Origin of the sequence: Castellaniella sp. S9 (assembly GCF_027257175.1) — a bacterium.
Classification (GTDB): Bacteria; Pseudomonadota; Gammaproteobacteria; order Burkholderiales; family Burkholderiaceae_B; genus Castellaniella.
The window spans coordinates 394,920-409,168 of the sequence record NZ_JAPFGD010000003.1 but is presented as its reverse complement, the minus strand read 5'-3'; the positions used below and the strand labels follow the sequence as shown (position 1 = coordinate 409,168).

Genomic DNA, 14,249 nt, shown 5'->3' with positions numbered 1-14,249 from the left:
AATATCATCAACGCCGCTGAGTCTGGCGATGCGGTGAATATCACTGGTGCGGTGGCAGGTGAGTACAGCGAGGGCGACGCTGTCACTCTGACGGTGAACGGCACTGCGTACACTGGCGCGGTTGCTGTGGATGGCTCGTGGACGATTGCGGTTGCAGGCACCGATCTGGCTGCTGCCTCGTCTTTGGATGTGTCGGTTACGACGGCCGATGCGGCAGGTAACAGCACCACGACTACAGCTTCCCACGCCTATGGTGTAGACACGACAGCACCAGAACTATCAGTGTCTGTTGACCCGATCACGTCCGACAATGTCATCAACGCTGCTGAATCTGGTGCAGAGACGATTGCGGTGACTGGTGCAGTTGCTGCCGAGTCTGGAACTGAGACGGCGATCACGGTCACCGTCAATGGCCAGCAGTACACGGCGACCGTAGATGCTGCGGCGGGTACTTGGACGGTCGCCGTTGCGACCAGCGATCTTCTGGCAGACAGTTCGGTGGCTATGAGTGCGACGTCTACTGACGCTGCTGGCAATGCCACAACGGCGACCGCGACCCATGGCTACTCGGTTGACACCATCGCACCTGATTTGACAGTCTCGGTTGATCCGATTACGTCGGATAACGTGATCAACGCTGCTGAGTCCGGTGCGTCGGTAGATGTCACCGGTGCAGTGTCTGGTGAGTTCAACGAGGGTGATGCCGTCACCTTGAGGGTGAACGATGTTGAGTACACCGGTGTGGTGGCTGCGGATGGCTCGTGGACGATTGCGGTTGCAGGTTCTGACCTGGCAGCTACTGACTCGTTGACCGTCTCGGTGACGACGACCGATGCAGCAGGCAACGGCACGACGCAGGTCGCCACGCACAGCTATGGCGTCGACACGACTGCACCTGAACTGACTGTCTCGGTTGATTCGATCACTGCTGATAACGTGATCAACGCCGTTGAGTCTGGTGCTGCAGTGGATGTCACTGGTGCGGTGGCTGGCGAGTTTAACGAAGGCGACACCGTCACGTTGACGATAAATGGCACCAAGTACACCGGTGCTGTCGGTGAGGATGGCGCGTGGACTATAGCGGTTGCCGGATCCGATCTGGCTGCTGCCACCTCTCTGGATGTGTCGGTCACGACGACGGATGCGGCTGGCAATAGCACGACTGTGACCTCTAGCCACAGCTATGGCGTAGACACGATAGCGCCTGAGCTGACTGTGTCTGTTGATCCGGTCACTACCGACAACGTCATCAACATCGCTGAATCTGGTGCAGAGACGATTGCGGTGACTGGAGCGGTTACCGCCGAGGCGGGTGCTGAGACGACGGTTACTGTCACGATCAATGGCCAGCAGTACGCGGCCACGGTAGATGTGGCCGCGGGCACTTGGACGGTTGATGTCGCGACCGATGATCTGCTGGCGGATAGTTCGGTGGCGGTGAGTGCGACCTCTACTGACACAGCCGGTAATGCCACGACGACGACCGCCACGCACGGCTACTCGGTTGATGTCGAAGCGCCGGAACTGACGGTGTTGATTGATCCGATCACCTCCGACAATGTCATCAATGCTGCTGAGTCTGGTGCTGCTGTGGATGTCACTGGATCGGTATCTGGTGAGTTCAACGAAGGCGACGCTGTCACTCTGGCGGTGAACGGCACCGAGTACACCGGCGCTGTTTCTGCGGATGGTACGTGGACGATGTCCGTTGCCGGATCTGATCTGGCTGCGTCTGATTCCTTGGATGTGTCGGTTACGACGACTGATGCCGCGGGCAATAGCACCACGACGACCGCGACCCATGACTACTCGGTTGACACTGATGCACCTGAACTGACGGTGTCCGTTGACTCGATCACGTCGGACAACGTGCTCAACGCCGCGGAGTCTGGCGCTGCAGTGAATGTCACTGGTACGGTGGATGGTGAGTTCAATGAGGGCGATACCGTCACGTTGATGGTCAACGGCACCGAGTACACCGGAGCTGTTGCTGCGGATGGTGCATGGGTGATCCCGGTTGCTGGGTCTGACCTGGCGGCTTCCGATTCACTGGCAGTATCGGTGACGACCACCGATGCCGCTGGCAATGCCACGACGACGACCACCACGCACGGCTACTTGGTTGACACTAAGGCGCCTGAACTGACGATCTCAGTTGATTCTATTACGTCCGACAATGTCATCAACGCTGCTGAGTCTGGTGCTGAGAGGATTGCAGTGGCCGGAGCGATTATCGCCGAGGCAGGTGCTGAGACAACGATCACGGTGACGGTCAATGGTCAACAGTACGTGGCTACGGTGGATGCGGCGGCAGGTACCTGGACGGTTGATGTTGCGACCAGTGATTTGTTGGCAGACAGCACAGTGGCTGTGAGCGCGACGTCCACCGATGCGGCTGGTAACGCTACGACGACGGCTACCACGCACAGCTACGGTGTGGACACGACTGCACCTGAACTCACGGTGTCGGTTGATTCGATCACGTCCGATAACGTGGTCAATGCTGCTGAGTCCGGCGGATCGGTGGACGTCATGGGTGCGGTGGCTGGTGAATTCAACGAAGGTGATGCCGTCACTCTGACAGTTAACGGTGTTAATTACACCGGTGCGGTTGCTGCGGACGGCTCGTGGGCCATTGCGGTTGCGGGTTCCGATCTGGCTGCTGCCACCGCCGTGGATGTGTCGGTCACGACAACCGACGCGGCGGGCAATAGCACAACGCAGGCCACCACGCACAGCTACGGTGTGGACACGACGGCACCTGAGCTGACGGTTTCAGTTGATTCGATCACGTCGGACAACGTGATCAACGCTGCTGAGTCCGGCGCTGCAGTGAATGTCACTGGTGCGGTAGATGGTGAATTCAACGAGGGCGATACCGTCACGTTGACGGTAAACGACACCGAGTACACCGGAGCTGTTGCTGCGGATGGTGCATGGGTGATCGCGGTTGCTGGGTCTGACCTGGCGGCTTCCGGTTCACTGGCAGTATCAGTGACGACCATCGATGCCGCTGGCAATGCCACGACAACGACCACGACCCATGACTACTCGGTTGACACCACCGCGCCTGAGCTGACGGTGGCTGTTGACCCGATCACATCCGATAACGTGATCAATGCCGCTGAATCCGGCGCGTCGGTGGATGTCACCGGTGCGGTGGCCGGCGAATTTAACGAAGGCGATGCTGTCACTCTGACGGTGAACGGCACCGAGTACACCGGCGCTGTTGCTGTGGACGGCTCGTGGGTCATCGCTGTTGCCGGATCCGATCTGGCGGCATCCGATTCCTTGGGTGTGTCAGTTACTACAACGGATGCTGCGGGCAACAGCACAACGCAGGCCACCACGCACAACTATGGTGTGGACACGACTGCGCCTGAGTTGGCGGTTTCTGTTGACTCTATCACCTCCGACAACGTCATCAACATCGCCGAGTCTGGTGCTGAGACGATTGCGGTGACGGGCGTAGTTGTTGCCGAAGCCGGCGCTGAAACAACGGTCACGGTGACGATCAATGGCCAGCAGTACACGGCGACCGTAGATGCTGCGGCGGGTACTTGGACGGTCGCCGTTGCGACCAGCGATCTTCTGGCAGACAGTTCGGTGGCTGTGAGTGCGACTTCTACTGACGCGGCTGGCAATGCCACGACGGCGACCGCCACGCATGGCTACTCGGTTGATACTGAAGCGCCTGAGTTGGCGATCTCCGTTGATTCGATCACCGCCGATAACGTCATCAATGCTGCTGAATCTGGCGCTGCTGCGGATGTCACCGGATCGGTATCTGGTGAGTTCAACGAAGGCGACACCGTCACGTTGACGATAAATGGCACCGAGTACACCGGTGCTGTCGGTGAGGATGGCGCGTGGACTATAGCGGTTGCCGGATCTGATCTGGCTGCTGCCACCTCTCTGGATGTGTCGGTCACGACGACGGATGCGGCTGGCAATAGCACGATGCAGACCACGACTCACAGCTACGGCGTAGACACGACGGCGCCTGAGTTGACCGTCACGATCGATCCCATCAGCGGCGACAACTACCTCGATCGCGGCGAGGCGGCTTCGACCGTCACGGTCACGGGTCGCGTGAATGGCGAGATCAATGGCGAGACCTCCGTGCAGGTCACGGTGGGCTCGCATGTCTATGCGGCGGTTCTTGCACAGGATGGCAGTTGGTCTGTGTCGGTGCCCGGCGATCAACTGGCCGGCGCGGTCAGTGTGCAGGCGACGGCGACGTCCACGGATGCGGCCGGCAATGTGGGCGGCGCATCGGCGGCTCAGGCCTATGAGGTCCAGCCGCCCAATGAGGTGCCGACGGCGGCCGGCGGCATGGTCCAGGGCGTCGAGGATACTGCGCTGGTGCTGGGCTGGGATCAGTTCAATGTCAGCGACGATTCGCCCGCCGGGGATCAGGGCATTGTCATCACCGGCCTGCCGGCCGATGGGGTGCTGCAGATCAACATGGCAGCGCCGGGCGAGACGCCGGCATGGACCACGATCCAGCTTGCGGATGGACGCTACGAGGTTTCGCGCGCCGACATCGAGGCCGGGCAATTGCGCTTCGTGCCGGATGCGCACGAGTCGGGCTGGGATGCCTCGGCAGGCGAGGGCGTGGGCAACAATCAGGCCGACTACGCGCACATCGTGTACCGCCCGACGGACGGCGAGCTGGAAGGCGCAGAGGCCACCCTGGTGGTCGACGTCGCACCGGTCGCCGATGCGCCGGTGGTCAGCATCGAGGTCGGCGCGACGGATACGGTCCATGGGTCGGCAGCCACTTATGGCCTGGGCGACGGGATCGTGCTTTCTGTGGTGGATGGAGTGTACACGGCGACGGGCCTGAATGGCGGGAAGCTGCTGCTGCCGCCGTTTGCGGACCAGAACATCAATCCGAATGATGTGACGCACAAGCAGACGGACATCATCGCGCTGGTGGGCGATTTCAGCGATCTGATGGCCGGCGGACAGTCGCTGCACCTGATCAATGGCGACGTGGGCCGCGATTATGTGTTCCTCAGCAAGGACCATGATCAGTATGTGCTGAGCAACTTGAACACGAACCATGGCCGCCTCAATGTGACGGTGACGGATCTGGCGACCGGCGAGTCGGTGCAGCTGGTCAATGTGAAGGGGCTGATTTATGGGGACGGTTACTCCACCGGCAACATCAGTGTGGATTACCAGGCCGACGCGTCTTATAACCAGGTGGCCCTGACCGTGCATGCCGACCTGGTCGACCTGGATGGCAGCGAGACCTTGTCCGGCGTGACCTTGACCGGGATTCCGGCGGGCGTGACGGTCGAGGGGGCGGTGCTGCTGCCCAACGGGGACTGGTATGTGGCCAACCCCGATGGCTTGTCGTCGCTGGATCTGTCGCTGGCCCTGCGGGTGCCGGAGGGAACCGAGACGTTCACGGTGACGGCGCTGGCGGGCTCGACGGAGTATGGCGTCGCGGCGGTGGCAAGCGGCAGCGCCGCGGTCGAGATCGGCGGCGGCCCCGTCAATGAGGTGCCCACGGCCACCGGCGGTACGGTCGAGGGCTCGGAGGACACGGCGCTGGTGCTGGACTGGAGCCACTTCAACGTCAGCGACGACTCGCCGGCTGGCGAGCAGGGTATCCTCATCACGGGCTTGCCGGCCGACGGTGCGCTGCAGTTCAACACGGGGGTGTCGGGCTCGGTGGCGGTGTGGACGCAGGTGGAACTGGTCGACGGCCAGTATCGGGTTTCGCGTGCGGACATCGAGGCGGGCAGGCTGCGATTCGTGCCGGCCGATGATGAGTCCGGCAGCGATGTCTACGGCGGCAGCGGCGTGGGCGACCAGCAGGCCGATTATGCGCAGATCGTGTTCCGGCCGACGGACGGCGCGAACACGGGCGATGAGGCCACCCTGCGCGTGGATATCGCGCCTGTGGCCGATGCGCCCGAGGTCAACGTCACTCTGACGCGCACGGAAACGGCTTCCGACGGCGGTGGAGCCACGTCGGGCTCGGACATCATCCAGGTCAACGGCGGCAGCGGCGTCCCGGGCGGGTTCGACGTCCAGGATGGGAAGATCGTCAGGATCGGCGACGGGGTCCGGGTCTGGCTCACCGAGGGGGACACGGCGCCCGAGGCCGCGGACCCCGGCGCCCAGATCAGGTACTACACCCAGGGCAACCATAGCGGCGACGCGGATTACGCCGATATCTACGTGGTCCATTCCCAGAGCGGCTGGTTCTATCGCCAGAGCGATTGGCCCGCAGACCGAAAGGAATTGCGCGATTTGGACTCGGTCGGCGGCAATCGCGAGCAGAACGCCGTCGGCGACAAGGATTACATCTTTGTTCAGTCGGAAGACGGCTATTCGTATGGTGCGTCCCATAGCACCAATAACAACAACGCCACCCATGTGAATACCCTGGACGGCGTGCGCGTGACGTACAACGGGCCCAATGGGTCGGGACAGCTGATCAACCAGGTCAGCAACAACCTGGAAGGCGTGATTTTCGGGAATGGCAGCCTGCCGCACCTCGCGGATCCCAATGGCACGACGCTCGAGACGGTTTCTCCGTCCCCCGGCGTCGAGGTGTCGTATGAAATCGCCATCCAGGCCGCGGTCACTGACACGGATGGCAGCGAGTTCCTGGGCGACCTGCTCCTCGGCGGCATTCCTGCCGGGGCCACGGTGTCTGTGGTGGGTGACATGCCGGACGGCTTGAGCCTGGTGCAGGCGGGCGATGCCTGGGTGCTGCGCTGGGCCGAGGACGCCGGATCCCGGCAGACGGCGGACGTCGTCCTGAAGGTCACGGATGTGCCGGACGAGGCGGATTTCACGGGTGTGACGGTCCACGCCGTGGCGCACGAGGCCCATGGCGCGTCGGCGTCCGCGACGGGCGTTGCGGTGCTGGACTCGGGTGGCGGTTCGGGGGCCGAGACGCCGGAAGGCGCCGGCGAGCCTGGTGCAGGCGATCCAGGCGATGGCGGGGCCGGCGCCCCGGCGGGCGATTTCTCGCACACCGGCACGGACCTCTTGATCAACGGCGACTTCTCGCAGATGGCCAATGCCAATGAGTACGGGTGGGCAGGCAACAACGACGCCGGCTATACGGCCTGGACCCATACGGGACCGTTCCTGGATCACAAATGGATGATGACGGGCAGCTCTCACAGCAGCGCCGATGGCGGCCCTTATGTCGGCGCCTGGAACAACGACACCCGCGACATCACCCTGTCCCAGGATCTGTCGGGTGTGCCGGCCGGATCCGTCCTGCAACTGGACGTCGCTTGGAACAACCCGAACAATGGAATTCCGGGCGATCCGTATAACGCGCCCAAGGACACCGGCAACAGCATGCGGCTGGAGATTTCCTTCGGCGGCGTGGTGTACGCGGTGATCGCGACGCCTGAGGCCGGGACCGCGGTGGAGCATGCGGGCTTTGCCACGGTGACCGCGATGAACGGCGCGGCGGTCGATATCGACCGGATCGAGACCTGGAGCTACGAGTACAGCACCGCGCATGGCAACGACGACTTCCATCCGGAAGGTTTGACAGGTTTCCAGACGCTGCAGATCCAGCTGCCGGCCGATGCGCCCGCCGACGGGGCCTTGACGCTGCATTGGGATCCGCAGTCCGAGGGCAGCAGCTATACCGATGACCTGATGGTGGCCAATCTGCACCTGTACGCGGGTGATGGGTCGGTCGACACGCTGTCCTCCCCGCTGGTGGACGACGGCGAGGACTTCGGCGCCGCGGGGGCTGCGGCCGCCACCGGCGACGAGCAGCCGCCGGCCGGCGGGGCGCAGGGCGCTGACGAGGGCCCGTTGTCACCGGAACACGTGCTGCTGGGCACCAGCGGCAACGATGTCTTCGAGTGGTCCTTGGGCGATGGCGGCGGCGACGGCGGCGTGACGCACGATGTGATCCGGGACTTCGGCACGGGCGACAACGGACAGGGCCACGATGTGCTGGACTTGCGCGACCTGCTGGTGGGCGAGCAGGACGGGGACTTGACCCAGTACCTGCACTTCACGACCGCACTGAACGACCAGGGCCAGGCCGATACGGTCATCCATGTCCAGACGCAGGGCGGCCTGGCGGCCGACGGCAGCGGCTACAACCATCAGATCACGATCGAGAACGTCGATCTGGTGGGCTCCGTCACCGATCAGGCGCAGTTGATCCAGAACCTGATCCAGGAGGGCAGGCTGAAGGTCGATCAGTAAGCGGACGTGAGAGGCGTTTGTGCCGGTGTGCGTCAGTGTATGCCGTGCACCCGCAGGGCCAGCTGCAGGCGGTCCTGCACGCCCAGCTTTTCGAACGTGGCCGACAGGTGGGCGCGCACGGTGCGTTCGCTGATACCCAGGGCATCGGCGATGTCCTGGTTCGAGCGGCCGTGGGCGGCCTGCCGTGCGACTTCGACCTCGCGCTCGGTCAGGCCTTGCGTCCATGCGCTGCTTGCCGGCAGGCGCCGGCTGACGTCCTTGAGCATGCGTGATACCAGCGAACGCCCCATCCAGACGCCGCCGGATGCGATGCTCTCGAGTGCGCGGCCGAGGACCTCGGGGGGACTGTAGGCGTGCAGATAACCGCTGCATCCGGCGGCCAGCGCCTGGGCGGCCTGGCCGTCGTCGGGCCGTGAACTGGCCACGATGATGTGGGTGTCCCGGCTGAGTTCGCTCCAGGCCGGGTCCTCCCACGCGGGCCGGCGCGGCAGATGGCTGTCGAGGATGACGAAAGACCGCTTGGCGTCGCGCCAGCGGGCGAGGTCTTCCAGGGAGGCGCCGCGCGCGGGCATCCAGCGTGTCGAATCGATGGCGCGCCAGCGCTGCCACAGGTTGGCATCGTGGGTCAGCAGCAGGACCGGGTGCGTGGTGTTCGACATCCCTGGATTCCTTCAGCGCTCGATGAGTGAATCGGATTTGGCGCGCAAAATGGGCTTGAGCAGATACTGCATCACCGTGCGCTTGCCCGTCAGGATGTAGACCTCGGCCACCATGCCGGGGATGATGGTGTTGGCGGGGTCGCGCACATAATTGCGTTCGGTGCGGACCTTGACGATATAGAACGCGTTGCCTTTTTCATCGACGGTCGTGTCGGCGGCGATCTGCTCGACGCGGCCTTGCAGCCCGCCATAGATGGCGAAGTCATAGGCCGTGAACTTGACCTCGGCGTCTTCGCCGTCGCGCAGGAAGCCGATGTCGCGGGGGTGGACGCGAACCTCCAGCAGCAGGGTGTCGTCCGTCGGGACGATCTCCAGGATGTCCTTGCCCGGCTGGACCACGCCGCCGACGGTGTTGTAGGCCAGGGACTTGACCGTGCCGCGGACCGGCGAGCGGATGTCCGAGAGCTTGACCTTGTCCAGCAGGGCCAGCTGCCCCTCGCGCAGGGCGGCGAGCCTGGCCCGTGTGTCCGAGAGGTCGCTGCGCGCCTGGTTGCGGATGTTCAGCTCGGCTTCCTCGATTTTGCTCTTGGCCTCCTCGATGGCGGCCGACAGGCGGTCGATTTGCGCTTCCGCGGCTTTCTGGTCGCCGCAATACCGGGCGACGTCGCGCTCGAGACGCAGCAGATCGACTTGCGAGACGGCGCCGGTGCGCAGCAGCGGGCGGGTGACTTGCAGTTCGCGCGCCGTCAGGTCGCAGCTGGCCTTGGCCTGATCGCGCTTGGCCTGGGTTTCGCGCAGTTCCTGTTCGCGCTGGTTGAATTGCTCGCGGGCGATGTTGATGGTCGCTTCCATTTCCCGCTGTTTGGTTTGCCAGATGCGGGTCTCGAGTTCGATGACCTCCGGGGCTTCGCTGGCAACCAAGGGGGGCGCGACGAAGGGCCGGCCGGTGGCCAGGGCCTCGAGCCGTGCGGCCTTGGCGGCCAGCGCCAGCGCTTCGGCGCGATTCTCGCCCAGCGAGGACGAATAGCGTGTCGGATCGATGCGCAGCAGGACCTGGCCCGGCTCCACGTGCTGGCCGGGCCTCACCAGGATCTCCTTCACGATGCCGCCGTCCAGGCTCTGGATGACCTGGACTTGCTGCGAGGGGACGACCTTGCCTTCGCCCTTGACCATTTCATCGATCTCGGCCAATGACGCCCAGACCAGCAGCGCGCCGATGGCCAGCAGCGAGATCCAGAGCAGCATGCGCGTGCCGCCGGCCCGGTGCTGGCCGGCCGTCCAGTAGTCGTCGGCCGAAAAGCCGCCGTCCGTGGTCGGGTGGGTTGGCTTGCGGCTCATGCCGCCCTCGTGGCGCGGGTGATGCGCCCCTCGCGCAGGGCGTCGATCACGTAATCCTTGGGACCATCGGCGACGATCCGGCCCTCGTCGACGATGATGAGGCGGTCGATCAGGCTGAGCATGGCGGTGCGATGGGTGACGATGATGACGGTCTTGTCCCTGCAGGCCTCCTGGAGGCGGGCCTTGAGTGCGGCTTCGGTCTGGTTGTCCATGTTGCTGCTGGGTTCGTCCAGCAGCACAATCGATGGATTGTTGATCAGCGCCCGCGCGATGGCGATGGACTGGCGCTGGCCCCCGGAAATCGAGTCCCCGCGTTCGCCGATGGTCATGTCGTAGCCGTCGGGATGGCGCGCCGCGAGTTCGTCGATGCCGGCGATTGCGGCGGCGGCCAGCATGTCGGCATCGTTCACGAAGGGGGCGCCCAGCGTCAGGTTGTGTTTCAGCGAACCGTAGAACAGGATGGGATCCTGGGGCGCGTGGCCGATGGCGCGCCGCAGGTCGATCGGGTCGATCTGGCGGATGTCGACGCCGTCGATGAGAACCGCGCCTTCGCTGGGGACATACAGGCCGAGAATCAGTTTTTCCAGGGTACTCTTGCCGGATCCGATCCGGCCGATGATGCCGATCTTCTCGCCCTTTTGGATCTTGAAGCTGATGTCCCGCAGCGAGGGTTGAGCGCTTTCGGGGTAGCTGAACGAGACGTTGCGGAATTCGATGTCGCCTTGCAGGTCGGGGCGTGCCACGTAAGTCTTGTCCGCGGGGTGCTCGACGGGCATGTTCATGTAGTCGTCGATGGAACCCAGCGAGGCGCGGGCGTTCTCGTACTGCATCATCAGGCCGGCGACCTGGCCCAGCGGAGACAGGCAGCGCCCCGCCAGCATGGACGAGGCGATGATGCCGCCCAGGGACAGCGCGCCGTCTTGCAGCAGGTAGACGCCGACGATGATCACCGCGACGCTGACCATTTGCTGCAACATCTGCACGAATCCCACGGTGGCCGACGAGATCAGCTTGATGCGCGTGCCCAGGTGCGCCAGAAAGCGCGTCGTGTCCTCCCACGCGCGCTGGGCATGGCCCTGGGCGTTGAGGGCCTTGACGGTTTCGAGGCCGCCGATGGTCTCGACCAGCACGCCGTTGCGCTGCGATCCCGCCTTGAATGTCTCGACGATGAGCTTTTTCATGCGGAACTGCGAGATCGCCGAGACGCCGAGCGCCAGCACGATGGCGACCGCCGGCGGCAGGACCAGCCAGGGCGAGATCCAGGCCAGGACGGCGAGAAACAGCAGGATGAACGGCAGGTCGACCAGGGTGGTGAGGCTGGCCGAGGCGATGAAGTCGCGGATGGTCTCGAACGAGCGCACGTTCGAGGCGAACGATCCGACCGAGACCGGCCGGCTTTCCATGCGCAGATCGAGGATGCGCTCCATGATCTGGGCCGAAAGCCGGATGTCGATGCGCTTGCTGGCCGTATCGACCACGTGCGCTCTTGCGGTCGTCAAGGCGTAGTTGAAGGCCAGGGCCAGCGTGATGCCGATGACCAGCACCCACAAGGTGGCGATGGCATTGTTCGGCACGACGCGGTCATAGACATTCATCGTGAACAGCGGCATGACGATCGCAAAGATATTGATCAGCAATGCCGATACGAGGGCGTCGCGATAGAGGCGGCGGTTCTCGAAGATCGCGGACCAGAACCAGTGGCCCTTGCGCGGGCCGTCGGTCCTGGGCGCCCGGGCGTCGAAGCGGAACTGCGGCTGTACGAAGCAGACGAGGCCCGTATAGTCGGCCTGCAGCGCCGCTGTCGGGATCCGGCTGGCCGCGCCGGTCTCGGGGTGCTGGATCAGGCAGTGGTCGTCGTGCGCCTCGAGCAGCAGGCAGGCACGGCCGTGCTCGAGGAGGAGTATGGCGGGCAGCAGGCCTTGCGCGATGACCTCCAGGGGACGTCGGACGATCCGTGCCGAGCATCGGGCGCGCGCCGCCGCCCGGGGCAGCAGCGCGGGCGTGAGCCGATTGTCGACCAGCGGCAGGCCGCTGGAGAGCGATTGCGCCGTGCATGGATTGCCGTGCAGGTGCGCCAGGTCGACCAGGCACGCCAGCAGCGGATCGTCGTGCGTGGTGTGGCGGGGCGGCTGCCAGGCCGGGCCGGTTCCAGCCGAATCCGCGTCAGAGGATGTTCTGATCGTCATCGAGCAGGTCCAGTGCGTCGCGCATGCGTTTGCGCGCTTGTTTCCGCTGGCTGAGCTTCTTGACCGCCTGCGGCGGCAGGTCCGTGAGCCGGATCGTCCCGTTGGCCAGCAGCGCGTCGATCAGGTCCTCGAGCACGCGGATGAAGTCGACATCCAGGTCGGAGAGGGAGGATTTGTCGGCGTCGTGTTTGTCCATGGCGGCTCTGGCAGGTCAAGGGCGGGGCTGGACGCCCGGCGAACCGCCGCCGGCCCCCGTCCGATCCGACGGCGTCAGAGTGGGTGGCGTCATGCCTTGGTGATAGGTGATGGACATCGGTTGCAGGCTGCGGGTGTCGGGCACCGGCGCTGCGCAGGCGGCGAGGGCCTCGCGGGTGAGTTCCAGCGCGCCGGCTTCCTCGGACGCGCCGCCTTTGGCCGGTGACGCGATGTCCAGCGCCGCAAGGACGCGGTGGGACAGGGCCAGCCAGCGGTACCGCTGCTGCGTGAGGTCGTACTCGCCGTTGAGGCGCGCGCGGCGCGCCTCGAAGAGCTCATTGGAGGTGTCCAGCAGGTCCAGCAGCGAACGCTGGCCGATCCGGAATTGTTCCTCGGCGGCGATGCTGACCTTGGACATGGCCTGTTCGCGCTGGCGCAGGAACGGCAGCTGTTCCTGCAGCCGCGCGATGTTGCTCCAGGCCAGCGCGAGTTCCTGCTGGGCGTTGCGGCAGGTATAGTCGCGCACGTCGCGGGCGGCATAGCGGTCGGCGGCGCTTTGGCGCAGGCGGGCGGCGTCGGCGCCGCCGCGGTACAGGTTGTACGAGAGCACGACCGCGACGCTGGAGCTGTGCAGGTTGCGCGAGCTGTCGTCCGGCAGGGCCGTGTCCACGCCGGTGCTGGCGCGCAACTGGATCGTGGGCGCGAACCGTCCCCGCGCCGCATCGCGTGCCGCCTCCGCAGCCAACAGCAGGGCCTGCTTGGACAGGATGCCCGGATTGCCGGCCAGGGCCGGCAGGAAGTCGCTGGGCTGTTTCGGGATCTGGCCGCTGACGTCCGGCGCCGCCGCCAGATGCTCGGGCGCCGCCTCGCCTGTGATGCGGCGATAGCGCTGTTCGACCGAAATCAGGTTGTTGGACTCGGTCATCAGGTTGGTCTGGGCGAGGGCGAGGCGGCTGACGGCCTGCTCGTGGTCCACCCCCCGGCCTACGCCGGAGCTTTCGCGTTCGGCGAGCAGCTTGAGGGTGTGCTCGTGGATCTTGTAGTTGTCCTGGGCCAGCTGGATCATCTGCCGATAGCGGCGGATATCCAGGTAGGCATTGACGGCGTCGGCGGCCAGCGTGTCCGAGGTGGCCAGCAGGTCATAGTATTTGGCTACTTTTTCGTAGCCGAGTTTGCGCACGCTGCTGGCCGAAGTCCAGCCGTCGTACAGCAATTGCGTCAGTTGCAACGAATAGGCATTGCGGTGCCAGTCCGCCGGCGGCGCCCCAGGGGTGTCGCCACGCCATTCATGGCCGGTTTGCGCCTGCAGCTGGACCTCGGGCCGCAAGGCGCCCCGGGAAATATTCTGGCCCTCGAGCGCGGATTGCAAGGCCTGGAACTGGGCGAGGATCTCCGGGTTGGTGACGATCGCCTTTTCGACGACCTCGCGCAGCGTCGTGCTGGGGACGGCAGGCTCGGCACCCGCCCAGCCGCATGCCGCCGCCAGGCCCAGCAGGGCGGCCAGCGGCAAGAAGCGGGCACGCCGGTGACGTGGCGCGCGTGGGGACGGGGGGATATAGGCGCAATCCGTCGGTCGTTCATCCGATCGAATTGCATCTAGTCGAACGTGCATGCCAACTTTTCATCGTCCGGCACGGCGGAGCTACAGGTTTCTGGCCTT

Annotated in this window: 6 protein-coding genes; 1 reads left to right on the top strand and 5 read right to left on the bottom strand. The window is 64.6% G+C overall.

Features of this window, described 5'->3' with window-relative positions; all coding sequences use genetic code 11:
* Nucleotides 1–3 precede the first annotated feature (3 nt).
* Nucleotides 4–8,211 carry an Ig-like domain-containing protein gene (locus OOZ48_RS07020; RefSeq protein ID WP_332108259.1) on the top strand — a complete coding sequence of 2,736 codons (8,208 nt, stop codon included), beginning with the start codon at nucleotides 4–6 and terminating at the stop codon, nucleotides 8,209–8,211.
* Nucleotides 8,212–8,243: 32 nt separating this feature from the next.
* Here the strand turns inward: OOZ48_RS07020 and OOZ48_RS07015 are convergent, their stop codons facing one another.
* Genes OOZ48_RS07015 through OOZ48_RS06995 form a run of 5 tightly spaced genes read right to left on the bottom strand, consistent with a single transcriptional unit; the run spans nucleotide 8,244 to nucleotide 14,099 of the window.
* Nucleotides 8,244–8,870, bottom strand: a complete 627-nt coding sequence (locus OOZ48_RS07015; protein WP_269496803.1) for a helix-turn-helix transcriptional regulator — start codon at nucleotides 8,868–8,870, stop codon at nucleotides 8,244–8,246.
* A gap of 12 nt (nucleotides 8,871–8,882) precedes the next feature.
* A complete protein-coding gene (locus tag OOZ48_RS07010; RefSeq protein ID WP_269496801.1) occupies nucleotides 8,883–10,208 on the bottom strand; it encodes an HlyD family type I secretion periplasmic adaptor subunit in 1,326 nt (441 codons plus the stop codon).
* Entirely contained in the window at nucleotides 10,205–12,394 is a 2,190-nt protein-coding gene (locus tag OOZ48_RS07005) for a type I secretion system permease/ATPase (RefSeq protein ID WP_269496799.1), read from the bottom strand. The genes OOZ48_RS07010 and OOZ48_RS07005 overlap by 4 nt, the downstream gene beginning before the upstream one ends.
* Nucleotides 12,372–12,590: a hypothetical protein gene (locus tag OOZ48_RS07000; RefSeq protein ID WP_269496797.1), complete on the bottom strand. Its 219-nt coding sequence runs from the start codon at nucleotides 12,588–12,590 to the stop codon at nucleotides 12,372–12,374. Before OOZ48_RS07000 ends, OOZ48_RS07005 begins: the two co-directional genes overlap by 23 nt.
* Nucleotides 12,591–12,605: 15 nt before the next feature.
* Nucleotides 12,606–14,099 carry a TolC family outer membrane protein gene (locus tag OOZ48_RS06995; RefSeq protein ID WP_269496795.1) on the bottom strand — a complete coding sequence of 498 codons (1,494 nt, stop codon included), beginning with the start codon at nucleotides 14,097–14,099 and terminating at the stop codon, nucleotides 12,606–12,608.
* Nucleotides 14,100–14,249 lie beyond the last annotated feature (150 nt).